This window comes from Mucilaginibacter sp. P4_D1 (assembly GCF_056401935.1).
This window is the reverse complement of record NZ_JBFUIJ010000019.1, coordinates 97,542-121,590: the sequence shown is the minus strand read 5'-3', so window position 1 is coordinate 121,590 and position 24,049 is coordinate 97,542. Positions and strand designations below refer to the sequence as shown.

At 43.5% G+C, this 24,049-nt stretch carries 18 protein-coding genes; 6 read left to right on the top strand and 12 right to left on the bottom strand.

Annotated elements, in window-relative coordinates; translation table 11 throughout:
* The coding region (locus AC1DV1_RS17605; RefSeq protein WP_477361532.1) for a glutamine synthetase III family protein at positions 1–1,936 on the top strand (1,936 nt) is incomplete at its 5' end.
* Positions 1,937–2,058: 122 nt separating this feature from the next.
* On the opposite strand, the gene AC1DV1_RS17600 is transcribed toward AC1DV1_RS17605, so the two are convergent.
* Positions 2,059–2,553: a hypothetical protein gene (locus tag AC1DV1_RS17600; protein WP_477361530.1), complete on the bottom strand. Its 495-nt coding sequence runs from the start codon at positions 2,551–2,553 to the stop codon at positions 2,059–2,061.
* 36 nt (positions 2,554–2,589) lie between these two features.
* Positions 2,590–4,284, bottom strand: a complete 1,695-nt coding sequence (locus tag AC1DV1_RS17595; RefSeq protein ID WP_477361528.1) for a chloride channel protein — start codon at positions 4,282–4,284, stop codon at positions 2,590–2,592.
* Positions 4,285–4,548: 264 nt separating this feature from the next.
* On the opposite strand from AC1DV1_RS17595, the gene AC1DV1_RS17590 reads away from it, so the two are divergent.
* The gene (locus tag AC1DV1_RS17590) at positions 4,549–5,730 is read left to right on the top strand and encodes an AIR synthase related protein (protein WP_477361527.1); all 1,182 of its coding nucleotides are present in this window, start codon (positions 4,549–4,551) and stop codon (positions 5,728–5,730) included.
* Positions 5,731–5,878: 148 nt separating this feature from the next.
* Positions 5,879–6,568, top strand: coding sequence for a sterol desaturase family protein (locus tag AC1DV1_RS17585; RefSeq protein WP_477361525.1), 690 nt, complete (start codon positions 5,879–5,881; stop codon positions 6,566–6,568).
* A gap of 105 nt (positions 6,569–6,673) precedes the next feature.
* Here AC1DV1_RS17585 and AC1DV1_RS17580 read toward each other — a convergent pair whose 3' ends face one another.
* Positions 6,674–9,994 (bottom strand): TonB-dependent receptor, encoded by a 3,321-nt coding sequence (locus AC1DV1_RS17580; protein WP_477361523.1) that lies wholly within the window; start codon positions 9,992–9,994, stop codon positions 6,674–6,676.
* Between the two features lie 368 nt (positions 9,995–10,362).
* On the opposite strand from AC1DV1_RS17580, the gene lpdA reads away from it, so the two are divergent.
* Together lpdA and AC1DV1_RS17570 are read left to right on the top strand one after the other, a co-directional pair.
* Positions 10,363–11,754: a dihydrolipoyl dehydrogenase gene (gene lpdA / locus AC1DV1_RS17575; protein ID WP_477361521.1), complete on the top strand. Its 1,392-nt coding sequence runs from the start codon at positions 10,363–10,365 to the stop codon at positions 11,752–11,754.
* Positions 11,755–11,942: 188 nt separating this feature from the next.
* Positions 11,943–12,782: an MBL fold metallo-hydrolase gene (locus AC1DV1_RS17570; protein WP_477361519.1), complete on the top strand. Its 840-nt coding sequence runs from the start codon at positions 11,943–11,945 to the stop codon at positions 12,780–12,782.
* 123 nt (positions 12,783–12,905) lie between these two features.
* Here AC1DV1_RS17570 and AC1DV1_RS17565 read toward each other — a convergent pair whose 3' ends face one another.
* Both AC1DV1_RS17565 and AC1DV1_RS17560 read right to left on the bottom strand, forming a co-directional pair.
* Entirely contained in the window at positions 12,906–14,747 is a 1,842-nt protein-coding gene (locus AC1DV1_RS17565) for an ABC transporter ATP-binding protein (RefSeq protein ID WP_477361517.1), read from the bottom strand.
* Positions 14,748–14,846: 99 nt separating this feature from the next.
* The gene (locus AC1DV1_RS17560) at positions 14,847–15,332 is read right to left on the bottom strand and encodes a hypothetical protein (RefSeq protein ID WP_477361515.1); all 486 of its coding nucleotides are present in this window, start codon (positions 15,330–15,332) and stop codon (positions 14,847–14,849) included.
* Positions 15,333–15,409: 77 nt separating this feature from the next.
* Here AC1DV1_RS17560 and AC1DV1_RS17555 point away from each other — a divergent pair, with 77 nt between their 5' ends.
* Positions 15,410–16,054: an HAD family hydrolase gene (locus tag AC1DV1_RS17555; RefSeq protein ID WP_477361513.1), complete on the top strand. Its 645-nt coding sequence runs from the start codon at positions 15,410–15,412 to the stop codon at positions 16,052–16,054.
* Here the strand turns inward: AC1DV1_RS17555 and accC are convergent, their stop codons facing one another.
* The 7 genes from accC to AC1DV1_RS17520 all read right to left on the bottom strand — a co-directional run bounded on the left by accC (position 16,055) and on the right by AC1DV1_RS17520 (position 23,985).
* Positions 16,055–17,536 carry an acetyl-CoA carboxylase biotin carboxylase subunit gene (gene accC / locus AC1DV1_RS17550; protein WP_477361511.1) on the bottom strand — a complete coding sequence of 494 codons (1,482 nt, stop codon included), beginning with the start codon at positions 17,534–17,536 and terminating at the stop codon, positions 16,055–16,057. It lies immediately after the preceding gene.
* Positions 17,537–17,774: 238 nt separating this feature from the next.
* On the bottom strand, positions 17,775–17,999 hold the full coding sequence (locus AC1DV1_RS17545; protein ID WP_477361509.1) for a hypothetical protein: 225 nt from the start codon (positions 17,997–17,999) through the stop codon (positions 17,775–17,777).
* Between the two features lie 177 nt (positions 18,000–18,176).
* Positions 18,177–18,713, bottom strand: coding sequence for a c-type cytochrome (locus AC1DV1_RS17540; protein WP_477361507.1), 537 nt, complete (start codon positions 18,711–18,713; stop codon positions 18,177–18,179).
* 270 nt (positions 18,714–18,983) lie between these two features.
* Positions 18,984–19,814, bottom strand: a complete 831-nt coding sequence (locus tag AC1DV1_RS17535) for an SDR family NAD(P)-dependent oxidoreductase (protein ID WP_477361505.1) — start codon at positions 19,812–19,814, stop codon at positions 18,984–18,986.
* A gap of 104 nt (positions 19,815–19,918) precedes the next feature.
* Positions 19,919–20,920: a Hint domain-containing protein gene (locus AC1DV1_RS17530; protein ID WP_477361503.1), complete on the bottom strand. Its 1,002-nt coding sequence runs from the start codon at positions 20,918–20,920 to the stop codon at positions 19,919–19,921.
* A gap of 122 nt (positions 20,921–21,042) precedes the next feature.
* Positions 21,043–22,212: a pyridoxal phosphate-dependent aminotransferase gene (locus tag AC1DV1_RS17525; RefSeq protein ID WP_477361501.1), complete on the bottom strand. Its 1,170-nt coding sequence runs from the start codon at positions 22,210–22,212 to the stop codon at positions 21,043–21,045.
* A gap of 189 nt (positions 22,213–22,401) precedes the next feature.
* Positions 22,402–23,985 carry a flavin monoamine oxidase family protein gene (locus tag AC1DV1_RS17520; RefSeq protein WP_477361499.1) on the bottom strand — a complete coding sequence of 528 codons (1,584 nt, stop codon included), beginning with the start codon at positions 23,983–23,985 and terminating at the stop codon, positions 22,402–22,404.
* Positions 23,986–24,049: the final 64 nt, after the last annotated feature.

Here is a 24,049-nt window from a genome sequence, read left to right as displayed (position 1 = left end):
GGGTAAAGGAGCCACCCATTATACACACTGGTTTCAGCCGCTTACCGGCACAACTGCCGAAAAACACGACGCTTTTTTTGAATCAACTGCCGATGGCGGCGCAATTGAGCGTTTTAGCGGCGATGCGTTATCGCAACAGGAGCCCGATGCTTCCAGCTTCCCGAGTGGTGGTATCCGTAATACTTTTGAAGCCCGCGGTTATACCGCCTGGGATCCGTCATCGCCCGCCTTTTTAATGGCGCGTACCTTATGTATACCTACTGTATTTGTATCCTATACCGGCGAGGCGTTGGATTATAAGGTACCTTTATTAAAGGCATTAAGTGTGCTTGATAAAGCCGCGGTTGACGTTTGCCATTATTTTGACAAGGGTATCGAGAAGGTAAATGCATCATTGGGCTTAGAGCAGGAATACTTTTTAGTTGATATTGCCTTATTTAACGCCCGCCCCGATCTTTATCTAACCGGCCGTACCCTTTTTGGCCATATATCTGCCAAAAACCAGCAACTGGAAGACCATTACTTCGGTTCTATCCCCGAGCGGGTGTATGCTTACATGCAGGATATGGAGGCCGAGGCCTTATTATTAGGTATACCATTAAAAACACGCCATAATGAGGTTGCACCATCGCAATTTGAATGCGCCCCAATTTATGAAGAAATAAACCTGGCCATTGACCACAACCAGCTCCTGATGGATTTGATGGACCGTGTGGCCCGCCGTCATAACTTTAAGGTATTACTGCACGAAAAACCGTACGCCGGCATTAACGGATCGGGTAAGCATAATAACTGGTCGTTAATTACCAATACGGGTAAAAACCTGTTGTCGCCGGGCAAAACGCCTAAGAACAACCTGATGTTCCTTACCTTTTTTGTAAATACCATTAAAGCTGTTCATGAACATGCCGACTTGTTAAGGGCGTCCATCGCATCGGTAAATAACGATCACCGTTTGGGCGCCAATGAGGCCCCTCCGGCTATTATATCTATTTTCCTGGGCAGCCAGCTAAATGATGTGCTGGATGAAATAGAGACATCGCGCATCAGCAAAAAAATAAAAGAGGATAACCTGTTATGGCAGGGCATTCCTAAAATACCGCAGATACTACCCGATAACACCGACCGTAACCGTACTTCGCCCTTCGCATTTACCGGTAACAAATTTGAATTGAGAGCGGTAGGCTCGTCGGCCAATTCGGCCAGCCCGATGACAATCCTTAACCTGATTGTTGCCGAGCAGCTTAGGAAATTCAAATACGATGTAGATAAACTGATAAAAAAAGGCGAAAAGAAAGACCTTGCTTTATTGATTGTTATCAAAAAATACATCAAGGAGTCAAAAAACATCCGTTTTGAGGGTAATGGTTATAGCGAAGAGTGGGAAAAAGAAGCCGAACGCCGTGGTTTGGCCAATATTAAAACCACGCCAAAAGCACTGGACGCGTTCTTATCCGAAAAGGCCGAAATCCTGTTTGCCGAAACAGGTGTATTTAGTCCCCGTGAAGCACATGCACGCCACGAGATATTATTAGATAGCTTTTACAAAAAGCTACAGATTGAAGCCCGTGTAATGGGCGAATTGGTGCAAAACGTAATTATCCCGGCTGCGATAGCTTATCAAACCAAACTGATAAACAATGTAAAAGGCTTAAAAGATTTAGGACTTGCACCAGCAACCTACGAAGCCCAGCTTGACCTGATCACCAAAATTTCTGACCACGTTAACTTCATTAAAACCAACGTTGACCAAATGGTTGACGCCCGTAAAACAGCCAACGCCGTTGAAGACATTCGCCAGCGTGCTATTGACTACGATGAAAAGGTAAAATCATTCTTCGCCCCTATCCGTTACCGGGTTGATAAACTGGAGCAGCTGGTAGATGATGGCATGTGGCCGTTACCTAAATTCAGGGAGCTATTGTTTCTTAAATAAACACGAATTAAGCGAATTAAACACGAATTCATCTTTTTTATAATGCCACCAATTTCAGGAATTGGTGGCATTTTTTCTTGACTTTAACAGCAATCAAACACTTTTCAATCTACAAAAACAAACTATTCAGATAATATCGATGTTACTTTAAACGTTTTTTGCCCTCTGCCATTCAGCGTTACTTTTATTTGGTCGTTAAAAAAACTCTGTAGAAAAGGCCAACTACTCGCATTAACACCACCATTACCATTTTTGTCGATATTATCAAGAATTTTCAAATTGCCTATGTAAATTAGCTCACTTTTAAATTTTTGCAGGTCTTTTCTCCAGATAATAAATCCATAGGCGCCTACATAATAAGGTTTCATACCTGTATATATACCCCACATTTTATTTAAGGCCTCATTTGAATACTTAAAATGCCCCTCCTTGGTATTTGCTACACCAAAAAAATCACTGTCTATAATGTCGTTTATTGATGGCACCTCCGGCTTACTATAAGTTAAAGCCGCGAATCTATAGGTATGGGGGCTACTTTCTTTATAAACGCTTGTACAAATGATGGCCTTATAATTACCATCAATGGCTTTAAAGGCAAAGGCATCTCCTTGGTTCATAATCATAGATCGAATTCAAATTTATTAATTTTACAGCTACGCGAACAAATCACTCGCCTTATGCTGCTCAATAATTACTTCACGATATTTGCTTAACAGGGCCGATTTGGATATAAAGCCGATGAATAAGCCATCCTTGGCTACCGGCAGCTGCCATACATCAATGGCATCAAAAGTTTCCATTACGCTGCTGGCTGGTTGTTCGTAATCAATTACTGCCGGTGGTACTGTCATAATATCGGCGATAGTCTCGTTGGCTATCTCCTGGTTAAACAGGCGCCTGCGTATATCATCAACCAGTACTACCCCTTCCAACCTTCCATCCTCTTTAAGTACCGGGAATATATTGGCATCGGTTACAGCAAGTATCTTATAAAAATCATTAACGGTAGTTTGCTTGTCAACCGCGGTATATTTTTTATTGATAATGCTATCAAGCGATATCGCGTTCAGCATGCCATAATCCTGCCCGGGGTGAATATCCTTTTCGTGAATAAGGTGCTGCCAGTAAATATTGTGAGGTGATGACAGGCGCGATATGATGTAGGATATAGATGATACAATCATAAGCGGGATAAACAATACATACCCCCCGGTAATTTCGGCAATCAAAAATATGGCGGTGAGCGGGGCATGCATTACCCCGCTTAAAGCGCCGGCCATACCCACTGCTATAAAATTACTGGTATTTAAATGTATCAGCCCGGTAAGGTTTACCCCGTAAGCTACTGTTAATCCTAAAAAAGCCCCGGTAAACATGGTGGGCGCAAACGAGCCGCCGTTGCCGCCCGAGCCCAGGGTAATACCGCTGGCTATTATCTTCATAAAAACCAGCGCGATAATAAACACCAGCATAAACCATGGGTTCGACAGCCAGCCTGCAAAAAATGATTCGTCTTTAAGCGCATCAATGTTGCCGTTTAAAATAGCCTGCAGGTAATGATAGCCTTCGCCAAATAGTTGCGGAAACACTAAAATAATAAGCCCCAGGAACAAGCCGCCTAAAAGTGCACGCACATACCTGTTTTGCTTTTTTAAAATGCCCCCCTCCAGCTTACCCCCTACCTTATTAATATATATAGCCATCCAACCGCTAAACAGGCCCAGCAGAATGTAAAAAGGAATAGCCGTAACCACCCATCCCTCGGTAACCAGGTGAAATAATTGCCCCGAGTATAACAACTTGGATACCACAACCCCCGTTGCCGATGCTATAAGTAAAGGAATAAAAGTAGGGATGGTAATTTCGCCTATCAGTATCTCTAACGAGAACAACACCCCTGCAATGGGGCTGTTAAATACGGCCGCGATACCTGCCGATGCCCCCGCGGCCAGCAGTACTGTTTTTTCATAAGGCGTAAGCTTAAAAAACTTACCCACGTTTGAGCCTATGGCAGCCCCGGTAGCTACAATAGGCGCCTCTAAGCCTGCCGAGCCGCCAAAGCCAACCGTTAACGAGCTGGTTACAATATGCGAGTAAATGTTATTGAGGCGGATATTCGACCGGTTCTTTTTAATATTAGCCAGGATACTGCCTATCCCCTTTTGAATTTTATCCCTGTTACCCAGGTGCTGCCAGGTTACCGCTAAAAAAATACCCAGCGCGGGCAAAAACACATAGGCTATATGATAATACAGGTGCGATGAAATATTACGACTTACATCCTCCATAAAGTGCACCAGGAATTTTAAGGCTATAGCTGCCAGGCCGCCAAAAAAACCAACAAACACACTACAATAAATTAAAAAGTTCCGTTGACTATTACGCCTGAGGCGCCAGCGATTTATTTTATAGGAGATTGTTTTTAACACGAATTTCACGAATTAGGTCGAATTAACACCAATTCCACCACACACTGCAAGTTATAAAATTTGATAATCATTCGTTAAAATTCATTCTATTTATAAAATTCAAACTTCATTAATTCGCGTCTATTCAATTCAATTCCTGCAATTCGTGTATAAAATTCGTGTAATTCGTGCGTATATTTGCCCATGATTTCTTCGCAAAGATATGATCAAAGGGGTGTATCCGCCTCTAAAGATGATGTACACAATGCCATTAAAAACATTGATAAGGGCATTTTCCCAAAAGCATTCTGCAAAATAGTCCCCGACATATTAACAAACGACGACGCCTATTGCAATATTATGCATGCCGATGGTGCGGGCACCAAATCGTCATTAGCTTATACCTACTGGAAGGAAACCGGCGACATATCTGTATGGCGCGGTATTGCCCAGGATGCTATTATCATGAACCTTGATGATTTGCTTTGCGTTGGCGCAACGGATAACATCCTGCTATCATCAACCATTGGCCGCAATAAAAACCTGATACCCGGCGAAGTAATTGCTGCCATTATAAACGGCACCGAAGAAATTTTAAGCGAACTGCGCGATGCCGGAATAGGTATTTACTCCACCGGCGGCGAAACTGCCGATGTAGGCGACCTGGTGCGCACTATCATTGTAGATTCTACCGTTACCTGCCGTATGCCGCGTACCGATGTTATATCAAACCACCGCATCCAGCCGGGCGATGTTATTGTGGGTTTGGCATCATACGGCCAGGCCACTTACGAAAAAGAATATAACGGCGGCATGGGCTCAAACGGCTTAACATCTGCCCGTCATGATGTGTTTAACAAAACCATCGCCCAAAAATACCCCGAAAGTTACGATTCGGCCATCCCCTATGATCTTATCTTCAGCGGCAGTAAAAACCTTACCGACCTGGTTGACATTGGCAATGGGCAAACCATAACAGCAGGCAAACTGGTATTAAGCGCCACGCGCACTTACGCACCTATTATAAAAGCTATACTTGATAAATACCGCAGCCAAATTAACGGCATGGTACATTGCAGCGGCGGCGCACAAACCAAGGTACTGCACTTTATTGATGAGTTGCATATTATCAAAGACAACCTTTTCCCTGTTCCACCATTGTTTAAACTCATTCAGCAGGAATCAAAAACCAGCTGGCAGGAAATGTATAAGGTGTTCAATATGGGCCACCGCATGGAGCTTTATGTACCTGCAGAGGTAGCACAGGATTTAATAGCCATATCGCAGAGTTTTGACGTTGATGCCCAGGTTATTGGCCGGGTTGAAAAAGCCGACACCAAAAAAGTAACCGTAACATCGGAGTTTGGGGTATTTGAGTACGAGTAGATGTGCAGATTTTAAATGTGCAGATATGCAGATGATGGATTTAGCTGGCTAGCTACAATACTTTGTGTAGCTAAGTTTTTATAAACCATTACTATCTGCCACAAAAAACCATTATTTGAGTAGATTTAATTTTAAAAATCACTCCTTTATGCTCAGGTTCCTATCGGCACAGCCATTATTTAGTTTATGGGTCATATTTTTGGCCGAAAACCTGCTGGTTACCGCAATGGCCCTGGCCTTTGGTTACCTTGTACTCAAACTTAACCGGAAGCCGGTAAAAACGGCATCGCGCAACGAGGTATTGATTTGCCTGCTCACCAATTTAATTAATACCGCCATAACCTATGCCGGTTTCTGGCTTTGGCAGCATGGATATATCGTGATGGGCTTTGCCATCAATTGGTTTATCCTGGTTGATTTTGTGGCTTTATTTATGCTGATGGACCTGGCGATGTTCATTTTTCATTACGCTATACATCATTCCGTCATTTACAAAGTCATTCACCGTTTCCATCATCATTATGCCGATCCTATCCCTATTGATCTTTTTGTACTGCACCCGATAGAAACCGTTGGCTTTGGATCATTATGGCTTATCATAATCGCGGTGTTTAATTTTAATTTTTATGCGGTTATAATTTACCTCACCGTAAATGTGTTTTTTGGCATCATGGGGCATCTGGGTATCGAGCCTGTTCCGGCCCAAATCAGGAAAGCAGTTCCATTCAGGTACCTGGGCACATCATCTTTCCATTATGATCATCATTTAAACATTCATTATAATTATGGCTTTTACACTACTATTTGGGATAAGCTTTTCAAAACTTATAAAAATTAGCCAGAAATTAATCGCGTTATATCTATCGTTCACGAATTTTAAAGTCTATAAAACAGAAAACCCGGCCAAAATTGGCCGGGTTTTCTGTTTTATAGTTAGGTGATATTAGTTAAATATATAACGTAAACCTAACTGAGCCTGCCAGCGTGAAGCCTGGCTGATATCGGCTTTGTATGATGATTGCAATGGCACTAAGTTAGTTGCATCAAGGTACGGGAATGAATATGTAGCTTGTTTTTGACCTGCTGCATTGGTCACAGTACCTATGTATTTGGTAACAGTTGATGAACCATTGCTGAAACCGGTAAATGAGTTTTGATATACACCCCAGTTACGGTTAAGTAAGTTACCAATGTTGATGATATCTAAAGATATTTCAATAGTGTTTTTCACTTTACCCGCAGTTACAAAGAAATCCTGTGCAATGTGTAAATCGGCTCTTTTAAAGGTTGGCAATATAGCACCGTTCCTTTGAGCATATTCACCTCTGTGTTTGCTCAGGTATGGATCCTGGTTAATGAAGTTATTTAACTGGCTCCAAAGCTGATCTGCTGTACGTAAATCTTTAGCGTCATTTGGCACCAGGATAATGTCACCTTTGTTTTTAGGGATAAACATCAAATCGTTGGTAGCACCATCACCGTTTGGATCGCCCGAGGTAATGTATGATACGGCACCGTTGTTAGCGGCCTCAAATACTAAACCAATGGTTGTTGCAGCATGTTTAAAGTACTCATGTTTGTATGAGAATGAAGCAATTACCCTGTTTGGCTGTACATATGAACTGTTTGAAAGGTTATCAGCATTTGGATTACCTGCTACATAACGTGTGCTCCAGATAGTTGACGCGGTTGAACCACCATCGTTAACATCTTTTGAACCTGTATGGGTGTAAGCTACGTTAGCATATAAACCGTTGCTGAAGCTTTTTTGTAACTGGGCAGTAACAAAGTATGAATAACCTTTACTGGTGTTGGTCATGTAATACAAACCTGTAATAGCTGGGTTTGCAGCAGTTGCAGCAGCAGCGGCAGGAGTTGTATTTTTTGAATCGTAACGAATTTGGCCTTCAGGACCGGCTAATGTTGAATAACCATCAGATAGTACCAGGTTTTGGTGGTAAATAGCGTTAACATCTTTGGTATATGAACCTTCTATTGTAGCAATGATTCCACCTGGCAATCTTTGATCGATAGCTAAGTTAGACCTCCAGATTTTAGGATACTTCAATTTCGGGTTGGCTACATCTAACTCGTATGATGTGTTTGCAACTCCAGCACCGGCAGCCGGGCGGTAAGCATCAACATTAGGGTTAAATATCAAACGTGGATCGTTTGGAGTAGCGCTTTTGTTTACAGTATATGAACCAAATAATACACCATTGTTTGATGCCTGGTTAGATACCCATACAAATGGAACTGTACCGGCAAACAAGCCTGTACCACCACGTAGTTGTGTAGTACCATCGCCAAACACATCGTAGTTAAAGCCTAAACGTGGTGATAATTGCACCCTGTTTTTAGGTAATACCGATGGATCAACATGCGTACCGCCCTGGAATGTTAAAGGAGGTACATTTGCATTTTGCTGCAATGTTGTTGGGAATACGTCATAATCAGCACGTAAACCGTAAGTTACCCTTAAGTTATCAGTAACATGCCATTTATCCTGTATGTACGCGCTATAAATAGAAGCGTTGATTTTAGCATAAGGGAATGAACCATCTGGCAATGCAGAGTTACGTGTTGAATACTGAGTAGCCGGTAAGCCATTCAGGAAATCGTAAGCCGAGTTGTAAGTATATAAGCCATTATAGTTTGGCGCAAAACCGTTGGTGTAACGTTGTGCCTGGCCTGTGATACCCACAGTAACTTCGTGTTTACCTGCGTAATATGTTAAATCATCAGAAAACTGAAGAATGTTTGTACTTAGTAAGTTACCTGCGGTAAACAACTCATAACCAAAACTGGTTGTAACAGCCGACGCGGTAGTTTCTTTACCAGTAGATGGATCAAAAACGCCGTTGCCGATATCAACCATTGGTATCTTAGCGCCGCCCAATGATGCACGGTAATCGCGCAGGGCAGAGTAACCTGCAGTTAACCTGTTTGAGAACGAATTGCTGATACGGGTATCCAACTCGATAATACCGATGTTAAAGTTATTGTTGATACGGTAACCTGAACCATAGAAAGGTAGTGTTGTAACACCTGGCGCACGGGTAGTATTGCTGATACCTGTGATACCTGAGTTACTTGCAGGTTGGTCTTTGTATGATTTCAAATAAAAATATTTAGCACTTAAAGTGTTATTTTTATTGATATTCCAATCCAACTTAACGGTGATCTTATCGCTGTGTGTAGTATAGCTGTAGCCCTGGTAAGCACCCGGATTGTAGTTATATGGTGGCGCATTAAGGTATGCTGCAATAGCGTTCAATGTCGCGGCATCAGCTTGTGATACAGTAGCACCACTTACACCTGGGGTAGCAGCAACGTATGCAGTAGCCGGATTGCTGATGCGTTCCTGCTCGCCTGATAAAAAGAAGAATAATTTGTTTTTGATGATTGGACCGCCAATGCTTAAACCATCCTGGTGATAGTTAAAAGGCGTTTTGGCAATGTCGGTTACACCTGCATGGTAACCGGTAAGGCCGGTGCTGCGGATATAATCATAAACAGTACCTTTAAATTCGTTGGTACCCGATTTTACTACGGTGTTAACACCTGCACCTGTAAAGTTACCCTGGCGAACGTCATAAGGTGCAATATCAACCTGAATCTGGTCAATCGCATCTAACGAAATTGGTTGTGAGCTTGTTTGGCCACCCAAAGTACCTGATAAACCAAATGAGTTGTTAAACAACGCACCATCAACAGTGATGTTGTTGTAGCCGCTGCTACGGCCGCCAAAGCTTAAACCGTTTGCAGATGGAGTCAATTTAGTGAAGTCAGATAATGAACGGTTAATGGTAGGCAAGCTTTCAATTTGCTGGCGGCTGATAGTTTCGCGGGCGCCGGTACGTGAAGAGTTAATTACTTTACTTCCCGAGGCTGTTATTTTTACTTCGCCCAAAGTAGCTGTATTATCCTCAAGTGCGGCAGAAAGCTTTTGATCCTGGCCGATAGACAAGGTAATGTTATCCTGCTGATAAGTTTTGTAACCAATAAAGCTTACTTTAAAGGTGTACGGACCGCCAACCCTTAAATTGGGGATGTTAAACCGGCCGTCTGAACGGCTAACGGTTGCATACACTGTACCGGTTGGCACGTGTGTAATAGTTACCGTTGCACCCGGGATGGCACCTTTAGCATCGGTAACGATACCGTTAATGCTGGCGGTGGTAACCCCCTGGGCAGCCGCATTCCTGTTAATAAGGAATGTAAAACCGGTTAATAATAATAAAAGAAGTAAATGCTTCCTCATAAATTGCTTTTTTAATTATACTTTGAGTTAATTGGCAGCAAAGATAACTAATCCCCTCATTGTCAATGTTAAGTTTATGTTAACAATCTTTATATATTTTTCAACATAATGTCATAAAATCACGTAAAATGCATAGTAAAAAGGTAGATTTAATGTAATATTTGTAATTATTTTGTTACTTTATCCTACACAAACATTAGGCTGTAAAAATAATTTTTTATCGCCCTGGTAAAATGTTCGGTTTTCTCATTTCGCCCCTTTTTACTTAGCTTTGCGCCTTTAAAATGTAGCCTCCTGCGTTTATCACACATCCGGCTATAAATCCGTTCAAAACAAAAATTTAGTTATCAAAGTATATCATTAAAAATATGGACTACGATTTAATTGTTATAGGGTCGGGCCCGGGTGGCTACGTAGCAGCTATCCGCGCTTCTCAGCTCGGTTTAAAAACTGCCATTATCGAAAAAGAATCATTAGGCGGCATTTGCCTTAACTGGGGCTGTATCCCAACTAAAGCCTTATTAAAAAGCGCCCAGGTTTTTGAATACCTTAATCACTCGCAGGATTATGGTATCAAAATAAACGGCACAGGCGAAGTTGATTTTGGCGCGGTTATAAAACGCAGCCGCGGCGTAGCCGATGGCATGAGCAAAGGCGTACAGTTTTTAATGAAAAAAAACAAAATCGAAGTAATAAACGGTTTTGGTAAATTAAAATCAAAGGGTGTTATTGAAGTAAAATTAAATGATGGCAGCACTAAACAAATTACAGCCACCAGCATCATTCTTGCAACAGGTGGCCGCAGCCGCGAGTTACCAAATATAAAACAGGATGGCGTTAAAGTTATAGGTTACCGCCAGGCCATGATATTGCCAAAACAGCCAAAATCAATGGTTGTAGTAGGGTCGGGCGCTATCGGTATCGAGTTTGCTTATTTTTACAACTCAATAGGCACCAAAGTTACCGTTGTTGAGTATTTAGATAATATTGTACCGCTCGAGGACGAAGAAATTTCAAGAAACTTACAACGCATACTTAAAAAACAAGGCATCAACATCCTTACCAGCGCAAATGTGGAATCTGTTGACAGCACAGGCGAACTTTGCAAGGTAAACGTAAAAACGGCTACCGGTACCGAAGTTATCGAAGCCGAGATCGTTTTATCAGCTGTAGGTATATCTACCAACATTGAAGGCATCGGCCTGGAAGAAGTTGGTGTTAAAACCGAACGTGGCAAAGTATTGGTTGATGATTATTACAAAACGAATATTGAGGGCGTTTACGCCATTGGCGATATTGTAAAAGGCCAGGCCCTTGCCCACGTTGCATCTGCCGAAGGTATTATTTGCGTTGAAAAAATTGCCGGTCAAAACCCACATCCTTTAGATTATAACAACATTCCGGGTTGTACTTATTGCTCGCCCGAAGTTGCATCAGTAGGTTATACCGAAAAAGCAGCTAAAGAGGCAGGTTACGAAATTAAAGTTGGTAAATTCCCATTCTCGGCATCGGGTAAGGCAAGTGCTGCCGGCGCTAAAGATGGTTTCGTAAAACTGATATTTGATGCCAAATACGGCGAATTCCTGGGCGCGCACATGCTGGGCCTAAACGTTACCGAAATGATTGCCGAAGTAGTTACAGCCCGCAAGCTGGAAGCTACCGGTCATGAAATCATCAAGTCGGTTCACCCGCACCCAACCATGAGCGAAGCCGTAATGGAAGCTGCTGCTGCCGCTTATGACGAAGTAATACACTTGTAAGTCAAAAGTAAAATTCAAAAGTCAAAAATGCTTGTCCTTAGGGCATGGCGTATAAAAGTTAAAAGGTCGATAGTCATAAACTGTCGGCCTTTTAATTTTTTCTTTAATATTACGTCAGAAAGGCTTTTTTGATTTTTGAATTTCAATCTTGCTAATCGATTTTTGAATTTTGAATTTTGACTTACACTATGAAACTACACACCATCGATACCGGCTTTTTTAAATTAGATGGGGGCGCCATGTTTGGGGTGGTACCAAAAACCATTTGGAACAAAACCAACCCCGCCGATAGCAATAACCTATGCACCTGGGCTATGCGTTGCCTGTTGGTTGAAGATGGCAGCCGTTTAATATTGGTAGATACCGGTATTGGCAATAAGCAGGACGAAAAGTTTTTAAGCCACTATTATTTACACGGGGATGCTGCACTGGATGGTTCGCTTGCTGCGCTTGGTTTTCACCGCAATGATATTACTGATGTATTTTTAACCCACCTGCATTTTGACCACGTAGGCGGTGCAGTGGTGCGCAACGGCGAAAAGCTGCTACCCACCTTCAGAAACGCAACATACTGGAGTAACCCAAAACATTGGGATTGGGCAATAAACCCTAATGACCGGGAAAAGGCCTCTTTTTTAAAAGAAAATATATTACCTATACAGGAAAGCGGCCAGCTGAAATTTATAGATGCACAAGATGGGATCAACTTTGCCGATGGTTTTGATATCCGTTTTGTATCCGGCCATACCGAAGCGATGATGTTGCCCCTTATTAGCTACAAAGGCAAAAAAATACTTTACATGGCCGATCTGCTGCCATCGGTAGGCCACCTGCCGCTGCCCTACGTAATGGCATACGACATGTTCCCGCTCACCACACTTAAAGAGAAAAAAATATTCCTTACAGAGTCCCTGGAGCAGGATTACGTGCTTTACTTTGAGCACGACCCGATAAACGAGTGCTGCACACTGCAGCAAACAGAAAAAGGCGTCAGGGTAAAGGATACATTTAAATTGAGTGAGCTGTAACCATTCGTTCCTCTAAATAACACTTCTTTGGGTATACCCACTTAACGCCTCATTTAACATAATGCTACTCAGAACTCAGAACTCAGAACTCAGAACTCAGAACGCACAACGCACAACTCACAACTACCTATACCCCGCCGCCTGCAAGTCAAATAACTCGGCATAGCGGCCGCCTTTCAGAAGCAGCTCTTCGTGGCTGCCAATTTCAACAAGTTCGCCTTTTTCCAGTACCAGTATTCTATCGGCCATCCGCACGGTGCTAAACCTGTGCGAGATGAGTAGTACCGCCGACCGTCCTTTAGTAAGTTCGGCAAAACGTTCAAAAACATTGAATTCTGCGCGGGCGTCAAGGGCTGATGTTGGCTCGTCCAATATCAACAGCTGCGCATCGCGCATGTAGGCGCGGGCAAGGGCAACCTTTTGCCATTCGCCGCCCGACAGTTCAACGCCATCGGCAAAGCGCTTACCCAGCTGTTGGTCATACGCGCCGGGCAATTTGGCAGCCAATACATCGGCCAGGCTTTGGCGGGCCGAGTGTTCTATCAGTGGCCGGTTATCCTGTTCGCTTATTTTGCCAACGGCAATGTTTTGTGCAAAGCTCATTTGGTATCGCAAATAATCCTGGAAGATAATACCTACGTTAAGCCTCAAATCGGCCAGGTCATATTCTCGCAGGTCGATGCCATCTAATAATATGCGTCCCTCGGTTGGGTCATACAACCGGGACAGCAATTTAACCAGGGTGGTTTTGCCGGCCCCGTTCTCTCCTACCAGCGCCAGCTTTTCGCCGGGGTAAAGGGTAAAACTAAGATGCCTGTTGGCCCATTTGTCGGAGTTGAGGTACCTGAACCCAACATCCTCAAAAGTAAAGCCCTGTTGTATAGTTCCAGGGAATGGCAGGCCACTTACCGAAAGTTTAATTTTAGGTTCGATCTCAAAAAATTCAAAAAAATCGCGCAGGTAAATAGCACCTTGCGATACGGCTGTAAAGCGGGTGAGTATGCCCTCAAGCAAAGTCCTTAGCTGCCTGAACGAGCCTGCAAGAAAAGCCAATTCGCCTATAGTTACACTGCCTTTTACCGCGCGTACAATGATCACCACATAAGCCCCGTAGTAACCAAGGCTGCCCAGCATGGCAAAAAACGTACCCCATAAGGATCGGTTGATGGCCAGCCGTTTATTATCAGCATAAAATTTATTCGAAAGCTGCTTAAACCGGTTAATGATAAACCCCGAAAGATCAAAAATCTTCACCTCCTTAGCGGTCTCGTCGCTTGCGCCCAGGTAACGGATATAATCCAGTTCGCGCCGCTCGGGCGTTTGGCCGCGGGTAAGGGCGTAGCTTCGATCGTTAAAGTACGATTCGCCTAAAAAAGCCGGGATTATCGCTATCAGCAACAATATAATAAGCCATGGGTTAAAAGTCATGAGCCCCACGGCCAAAAAGCCCATGGTAATTAAATCCTGCACCTGGCTCATTACCTGCGACAGTAATATGGTACGGCCAACGGTTTGCTGCCGTGCACGCTCCAGCTTATCATAAAACACCGCATCTTCAAACTGGTCAAGATCAAGCGTGGCGGCATGCGCCATAATTTTTACAGATGTATGGTTGCTAAATAAATCGCCAAGCAGGCTATCCATCAGGGTAATGGCGCGGCTTAGCGCATCTGTTAATATCGCCAAGGCAAACTCAATGCCCACCAGTTCCCAAAGCTGGGCCATATCTTTTACCTGGCTGTGGCTTATGGTAACTACCTTATCAATAATAAGCTTGCCAACATACAGCAAGCCAAGCGGCATGGCCGACCGGGCAATGCGCAAAAGCGCGTTAACTACAGTCATCCAGCGGTTGGTTTGCCATACCAGGCTAAAAAAGGCAGGCAGGTTGCGCAACGCGTCAAAACGTTCTTTTAAGGTTATTTTGTTGTCGATGGTGTTTTTGGGCGGGCGGTTGGTATTCAATATAAAATCTTTCTTTGTTTAATGTATTTAAACAAATTTACTCAATTGGTAAGGGATTAGCATACAGCGCCGGTATTTGTGAGGGGTGGATGACAATAGCTACATTTTATGTAACAGTTTAAGCCGTTGTATCAATTTATAGGATGATACAGCCCTTTTTATTTTCATTTGCGTTTGCAGGCACTCCAATATAATGGATAAAATAAAAATGACTAAAGCTGAACTGAGGACTATCAGCGCGGCATAATGCGGAACATTATTGTCGGCCAACATGGTATTGGCAATAATACCGCCGGTAATCAGTATCAAAACAGCGGCAGAACGGTTACTTAAAGCAAACCGGCAAACGCAGTTGCCTTCCTTAGTCACGGTATTAAAAATCAGCTTAGGCATAAACCTATCAAACCGCGACATTAAACGGGTATAATTGATGTTGTTTTTAACTATCTGCTTCGCAAAAAATTGATTAGCCGTCTTGGGTTGAAACCCAACCAGACTTTGCCGTTCTTCAGAAAACTTAGCTAACGCAGCTTCCAGTATAGCTTTATCTTCTGCATTAAATGTAACTTTTTTAAAATAGACCATCTTTTTATAATCTAAATATAAAATAAATCGGCGCCATCTGCCACACAGAAAAATAAACCTCTATTTTTGCCGCCATCATGAGCACTTCACTACAAAACAAATTCGACAGTATAATTTTTGATTTGGATGGCACCCTTTGGGATAGCACCGCAAACGTGGCGCTGGCCTGGCAACACGCCATTAACCAGGTTGATTATTTGAACAAAGACATGACTGTTGACCGTGTAAGATCAATTACCGGCATGACCTATGATGCCATATTTGATAAGCTATTCCCCACCCTGAGCGATGAACAGCGTAAGGAAGTGCAAGCCCTGTGTGCTGTAAGCGAACTGGAAATATTGCATAAAAAAGGTGGCGAGCTTTACCCCAAGCTGGAAGAGACACTGAAATACCTGGGCACAAAATACAAGCTATACATTGTGAGTAACTGCCAAAGTGGATATATTGAGGTATTCCTGGATTTAAATAACATGCACCCTTATTTTCTGGCGCACCAGTGCTTTGGCACCAAAGGCAACCCCAAGGCAGATAATATTAAAGATATTGTGAACGATCATGGCCTTCAGGCACCTGTATATGTAGGCGATACCATGGGCGATTACACATCGGCAACAAAAGCCGGTGTACCATTCATTTTTGCAAGCTACGGTTTCGGGGTTGTGCCCGATGGTATGGTGGCTACAGTGGATAGTTTTGCTGAACTGACCGAGCTTTTGTAACTACAACCTGCTCCGGTTTTTTACCCAATTACTTGGTTCGGCAATAACATTAGCCGCCACAATAGCTTTCTTGTTGCCAAGCAATTGTTCCATCAATATTGCGGCAATCTTAGCTTCCTGTTCATTCCCGGTTTGTAAATCCTCGGGGCTAAAGTATTTTTTTACAAAATGGGTGTCAAAATTGCCCGATGTAAAAGCCTCGTGCTGCATTACAAATTTGCCAAAGCCCAATGTGGTGGTGATTCCGGTTATCTGGTATTCGTCAATTGCCCTTATCATGCGTTCTATGGCTTCGGCGCGGTCTTTGCCATAAGTTATCAGTTTAGCTATCATCGGGTCGTAATAAATGGGGATTTCCATGCCTTGCTCAAAGCCATCATCAACCCTTACTCCCGGCCCCTTTGGCGTTATATAAGTTTGCAGGGTGCCAATATCCGGCAGGAAATTATTGGCGGGGTCTTCGGCATACACCCTTAGTTCCATGGCATGGCCGCGTATTTGCAAATCCTCCTGTTTAAAACTGATAGGCAAGCCGCGGGCTATGTTAATTTGCTCCTTTACCAGGTCAATCCCGGTAATTAGTTCTGTAACCGGGTGCTCAACCTGCAGCCGGGTATTCATCTCCAGGAAATAAAAATTGAGCGCGTCATCCATAATAAACTCCACCGTACCGGCACCTGTGTACTTTACGGATCGGGCTACATCAACCGCGCATTTGCCCATTTGTTCCCTTATGGCCGGGGTAAGCACTTTTGAAGGTGCTTCTTCAATCACCTTTTGATGGCGGCGTTGTACCGAGCAATCGCGTTCAAACAGGTGCACAATATTACCATGAGTATCGCCCAGAACCTGGATCTCGATATGCCTTGGCGACGAAACATACCGCTCAATAAATACCGATCCATCGCCAAAGGCCGAAGTAGCTTCGGATACAGCTAACTGCATTTGCTCTTCAAAGTCACCGGGGCCGTCAACTATACGCATGCCTTTACCACCGCCACCGGCGGCGGCCTTTATTAATATAGGAAAACCAACTTCAACTGCCCGTTTTTTTGCCTCGGCTACATCGGTTATTGCCTCTTCGGTACCGGGCACCATGGGGATATTGTACTTAAGCGCCGCTGCCTTAGCCGATAGCTTATTGCCCATAATCTCCATGGCTTCGGGCGATGGTCCTATCAAGATAAGGCCTGCCTGGCGTACCAGTTTTGCAAAAGCTGCATTCTCGCTCAAAAAACCGTAACCGGGGTGTATGCCCTCGGCGCCGGTTTTTATACAGGCCGCTATAATCTTTTCGCCAACAAGATAAGATTGATTAGACGGGGCAGCGCCAATATGAACAGCTTCATCAGCATACCGCACATGCAATGCATCACGATCAGCATCCGAGTAAACCGCGACAGTTTTAATGCCCATTTCGCGTGCGGACCGCATTACCCTTAAGGCTATTTCACCCCGGTTGGCTACCAGTATTTTTTGCATAAAACAAATGTAACTGATTTAACGGCTAGCAGCCGGAAATTTTTAGGTATTGCTAATACTTATTAAGCACAAAAAAAAATGGCGTATAAATAATATCAGGTAAAGAATTTCCATACCTAAAAACCGGGGCTTTTGAGTTCATTCGACACTAAACAACCAGTGCCCGGTATTTAAACTGAGCCTATTTGTTTAACTTAAAAGTATGAAGAGACACTAACCGGACAATTCGCCTCAGTGGTTACCTGCCAGACCGATCAAGCCTGTAGCTTTTACGACTACAGCGATAGCAAACATAGTGTTTAAGCGGCAACCAAAAAAACAGCGTTTTAACCAACGCTCCTCTTTTTATACGGGATATACCTACATTTCCGCAGCTACGGCAACGCAAATCCTTTTGCGAAGCTAAAGGTTTTATTTTTACAATGTTGTCAATGCCGTTTTTTGCATCTAACTCGGCTGTCATATCGTTTATTTATTAAGGGGTACTTACAAGCCCTAAAATAAATAATTTTTATGAATTTTTTATGAATATTGAAAGGAGTATTAAAAAAGGGCTTTTTTAACTTATTGCGTACCTATTTTCAGCTTGTTGTTTAAATAATAAAAGCCTGTGATTGATGTCACAGGCCTTTTTATCAAATTATTCCTTTTTATCAGGCGCAGGTGTACCTGCCGGTGGCGGACCAGGCTGACCGCCTGGAGGAGGACCACCCGGACCAACACCCGGAGCGCCCGGAGGAGGACCGCCCGGACCACGGCCGGCCGGCAATGTTACTTCGGGATGCGCCGAGCCGCGGTGACAACTGTAGCAGTTGACACCTGACTTTAACGTTAAGCCTAATGAATCTTTTTTGGCATCAAAATATTTTTCGTTGATTTTGTTCATCATCTTGAACATATCGCGGGCCATTTTCTTCTCTGGCTTAGCATCACTTGCCCAGTCCATTTGTTTTGCAGCTTCATCACGTACGTGGCAAAAGTTGCAATGTACGCCCAAAGAGTGCTCCCACTCTTCCATTACACCGTGAAGTTGATCTTTAGTAATGTTTTTGGGCAATACCTTCAGGTTTTTCCAACCCGGCTCATCCGCCTTTTTGGGCGTCATCGATGTCATGGCACCTACTACCACTACCGACATTAAACCAAGGGTAACTAATATTTTTTTGTTTACCAGCATAATTGTCATATTTAAGTCATCTAATGTAGATATTAAGTTTGAATGTTACAACTTTTAAAATAACGATTAATTGGTAACTTTTTAGATACAGAGTGGTAGATGTGCAGATTTCAAATGTGCAGATATGCAAATGATGAATGATGGTTTACTCCATTACTCTAATTAACTTTTTATGCGATTAACTAATTCCCAAAATCTGTACATCTAAATCTTCCTTCAAAAATTTGCATCTGAAATCTGCATATCTGCACATTTAAAATCTGCACATCATCAAAGGCATAATTTCTCGCTGATAGTCCAAAGTTTGTCGCGGGCAGCGGTATCTGTGGCGATGGCAGATGTTTTGGCAATTTTTTTCTTTTTGAAATAGCCTCCGTTATATTTATCAAGGCGTGGTGCGGTTGCCAGGAAAACGGTAGTTGCGGCGCCTTGCTGCGCACTGACCATAAACGGACGGATGAGGGTGGTCATCAGTTTGCCCAGCCCTTTAAAATCATCCCAAAAATGGGTATTAACCACACCAGGGTGCAATGAAAAAGCGAGAATACCTTTATTTGCAAATTTTGACGCCAGCGATTGGGTAAAATAAATATTGAACAATTTATTCATCCCATAAACTTTCCAGGCATTGTATGAGCGCTCGCATTGCAAATCATCAAACTGCGGAGTACCGCGCTTATGCGCTTCTGAACTAACGTTGATAATACGCGCCTGCCCTTTTTGCAGCAGTGGCATTAACAGGTTAGTTAACAAAAAATGCCCGACGTGATTACTGGTGAAAGTTAATTCAAAGCCATCTTTACTTAGCGCGCGTTCGGCAAAAATACCTCCTGCATTGTTAATGAGCGTATTGATAGCAAATAACTTGCCGGATAATTCAGCTGCGGCATCGCGCACGGTTTGCAAATCGGCCAGGTCGCATTTAATAACGTGAATCTCCTTGTTCCCGGTTTCGTTAATTAAATAGGCTTTGAGTTCCCCGCCTTTTTGTGTGTTGCGTACCAACAGGTAAAGTGAATGTCCCTGTCGGGCCAATGAAAGTGCGGTTTCTTTCCCGATGCCTGATGTTGCGCCCGTAATAACAGTGGTTTTTATTGCCATTCCCCCCAGCCCCCTAAAGGGGGAGCTTTTGATCGGCAAGATAGAGGTTTTTCCTTAAAGAATGAGTTTTAAAACCCTCCCCTACGGGGAGGGTTGGGTGGGGTTTACTTTTGCATCACCATAACGCCGTTCATCAGCAGGGTGCTGCCGCCATCGGCTACTATGTTGTAAACTTTTTGGATACCGCCGCCATTTTCTGTTTTTTGAAGTACAGTAAAGGCCTCATATTTACCGGTTTGCTCGTTAAGGCAAAGCACTTCCTGGCCGGTAGTAATCTCGCCCATTTTCAGGTTGCCTTGTTTGGTAAGCATCGGATGGTTTGGCGTGGCCTGCAATACTTTGGTATTCAGGTTTACCAACCGGCCTGCTTTAGTATTTTTAACATCAGCAGCAACAAGCACCAGGCGTGTTAATGCGTAATTTTTTGCTTCATGGGTGGTTAACTCCTTTACCTTAACTACCGAACTTTTATTGGTAGCCGGGTCAATTGTAATTACTTCATCGCCACTTTTAATAGCGCTCAGCATTTTTTTGCCACCGTTGGCCATTGTTACCATTTCGTCACCAGGAAAACAGATATCGTTTCCGTAAGTGGCCGATTCTTCCTTCATATCCTTACCACCATTCAGCACTTTATATTGCTGAAAACTCAGCTCTTTCGACAGCACATAGGATAGCTTCAGGATAAAATTGGTTTCTACTTTATTAATATTATCAATATCTAAAAAGTACTTTTCCCATACTTTACCATCAGCGGTAAAATCGGGCACCAACGCTTTGTATAGTTTACCTTTCTCGTTAGTATAAAATACCATCAGCCCAATTTCCTGCATGCCTTCTTTAGCTACCAGTCTGTATATATCCACGCGTTTTTTTAGTCCGTCAGATCCGGTGATGAAATAAGGTTTCCGGTTTTCGTATCTGTCAAGAACATAAGCATTCTCGAACTTTACATAAGTATCCTTATCCAGATCGGCAATGGTAAAAGTTTGTGCTTTGTTGTACTCATCCATAGTAAGCGGACGAGGATTAACCGCCGCTGTTGTTTGCGCACGGCTTAAATAAATAGAACCGGTTAAAAGTATTGTTAATGTTAGTTTACGCATAAAGCCCCCTCTAAATCTCCCCCTGAAGGGGGAGACTTTAATTTTGTCAGTATTGTTATTAAAGTTCGATGAATTTAATTTTTAAAGCCCTCTCCCTTTAGGAGAGGGTTTGGGTGGGGCTGTTAACTTAGTTGTTTAAACGCCTCGGCAAAGGCTTCCATTTCGTCCATGCGGCCGATGCTTACACGGCACCACTCTTTGCCGTTAAACTGCCAGCTGCGTACACCTACGCCGCGTTTCATCATTTCGGTTACAAATTTTTTGCTGTCCATTTTTAAAGGGAACATCACAAAATTGGCTGATGACGGAATGTATTCGTAGCCTTCCTTTTTCAACACCGAGTATAAATACTCTTTTGATGCCAGCGTTTTTTCTAAAGCTTCTTTCAAAAATGCCTCCTCGCGATAACCGGCAATAGCGCCGGCAATGGTTGTAGCCGAAAGGGAGAAGCCTGTTGTATAATTAGATAAAGCTTTAACAGTATCTGGCTGGGCCACGATGTACCCGCAGCGCAAGCCAGCAAAACCATATAGTTTAGAGAATGTACGGGCAACTATAATATTGCTGCCAGCTTTCATGGTACTTATCATCGAGGAACCTTTTGGATCGGGCAGGTAATCGATGTAGGCTTCATCAACAAAAACAGTTACTTTTTTAGATACCCGTTCGCAAAATGCTTTTAATTTGGCGGTATCCAATATTGTAGCCGTTGGGTTATTAGGGTTACAGATATAAACCAGTCCTGTGTTGGCGTCAATTTTGGCCTCCATGGCGTCCAGGTCAAGTTTATAGTCGGCTGTCAATGGTACTTTAACCCATTTGCCTTCCAGTCTTTCGGCATGCGATGGCAGGTCGTCATAAGATGGATCGCCGGTGATGATACTTTTTCCCCCCTTGCTGTAATAGATGGCGGCAGCCAGTAATAACGGCGATGAGCCGGATTCCATCAGGATGTTACCGGAAGAAATTCCTTCGTAGCTGGCAATTTTATCATAAAGCATCCCCATTGATTGCATTGGGTATTGGTAACCCAGGTCGATAGCTTCCTGGATTGCTTTTTTTGCTGCGGGCGACGGGCCAAATGGATTTTCATTGGCCAGCAAGCGCGCTTTTAATACCGGTGGCGCATCTGCAATGGCATCCATATCGGTAAAGCGTTTAGCCATTGGGGCCAGTTTTTTAGCAACCGGCATAGCGGCCAGCTTGCTGATTGTCCCCGAAAAGAAGGCCAGTCCCCCGGCCATAAGTGCGCTGGACTTGATCCAGTTTCTGCGGTTAAGTGAGTTTGCCATGGTTTTAAATTAGAATCAAGAGTTAAGAATCAAGAGTCAAGACGAAGCTGCCTTTACTCTTTCTCCAATTATAGTTTATTCGTTATTATTAAATTATTCGTTCAGATATCGGTGCTGCAACATAATCTTTCGTCCTGCAATCAAAAAGTCTTAACTCTTGATTCTTGACTCTTGATTCTACCCTCCCCCCTATTTTACTGCCGGATAGCTTACCCTTCCCTCGGTTACCCTGGCATGCAGGGCAGCAACCGTGCTGCGGGCCGATTCAAATGCGCCGGCCATCCATGCGTTAAGATAGGTTAGGTGTTCGCCGGCAAAGTATACCTGCTTATCGGGCTTTAATAGTACCGGGTATTGTGTTTTGCGCGTTTCGGTGCTGTAAACAGCCCATCCGCCTAAATTGTACTTTGTTTTGTGCCAGCTAACTGAAAACGACCCTTCAAATTCCTTATCATATTGGGGGTGGATAAGCCTGCCTTTTTCCAGCGCAAACTTCTCACGATCCGCATAACCTAAGGCGCCGATTTTCTGGGCTTTTTCGTTAAAATTGTAATATCCAATTAAGATACCCTTTTTTCCTAAATAATCATAAGATGGGTAAAAAATTTGTGTTAAATCGTTGTTGGTGTGGGTAATACCACCATAAATATGCTCATCTTCTTCCCAAAACCTGCGTTTAAACTGCAAACCTATTTTACCGGTTTGTATATAGCCGATATAATCGATAGCCCGGCTAACATCACCTGAAAAATTGTTGTTTACGTTGCTTAAAACCGGTAGCGGCAACGTGCAAATACACATATCGCCGGTTAACTCATGAACGCCTGTGGCATCTTTATAAGTGATTTTTACCCCTTCGGCCAGGTTATTGATCGAAGTAACCTCGGCACCCATTTTTACGGATGGCGCCACCTTTTTTTCAAGGGCTTTGGCAATCTGATCCATTCCGCCTACAGCCTGGAACATGGTCATCTGCAGTTCGTAGGTGTATTCGGCCACATTGTAAAAATCAGGATCCATAAGCCCCGAGTGCAGGATATCGGCCAGTTTGTGCGGCTCGGCAATTTTGCCCGGCCGATCTCCCGCCCCCGGCGATTCGGCATACCCCCTCCTGGCTGATGCCTTGTACAGTTTGTCTATATCAAGGCCTCCTTCGGCTTGCAGGTAGGCGATAATCTTTTCGCCATCCTCTTTGGTCATCGTGCTATCCAGGCCTCCATGATCGATGCTTTTGGCCAGCATTTCGGTCATATAACCGCGGATATCGTTATGAATTTCGCGTACACGGACTTTTTTGTTAGAGAGCGGACCTTTGCCTTCGGCAAAGTAATAAGCACCTTCATTAACGTTGTTGTATACCTGTATGGGTACCCCCAGCTCTTTACAGTAATGTAGCGTTAACTCATGATGATGCGGAATACGCGAAGGGCCGGCGTTAAAGTAAAGGCCATCATCAAATTTGGCAGTAACGCCGGGTTTGTCAATCTCCTGGTTGGTTGCGCCATTGCGGATACTCCAGCAACGGCCACCGGTACGCTGGCGGGCTTCCAATATGGTGCATTGATAGCCTAATTTATTAAGCTCATAAGCGCAGGTCATGCCGGCAAGGCCTGCCCCTAATATAATAATATGTTTGCCCTTGCCATCACCCTCCAAATTAAAGGCGTGCGCGGGAGCGGGTTTTAGCATGCCCAGTGCCAACATAGCGGGATAAGCCCCACCGGCCAGCATAGCACCCTTACCCAGAAAATCTCTGCGGGTAATTGTTTTCAATAAGATCAGCTTTTATGTTTTACAATTATGTAAGGCTTAAAGATAGTTTTTTAAATGATTTAAT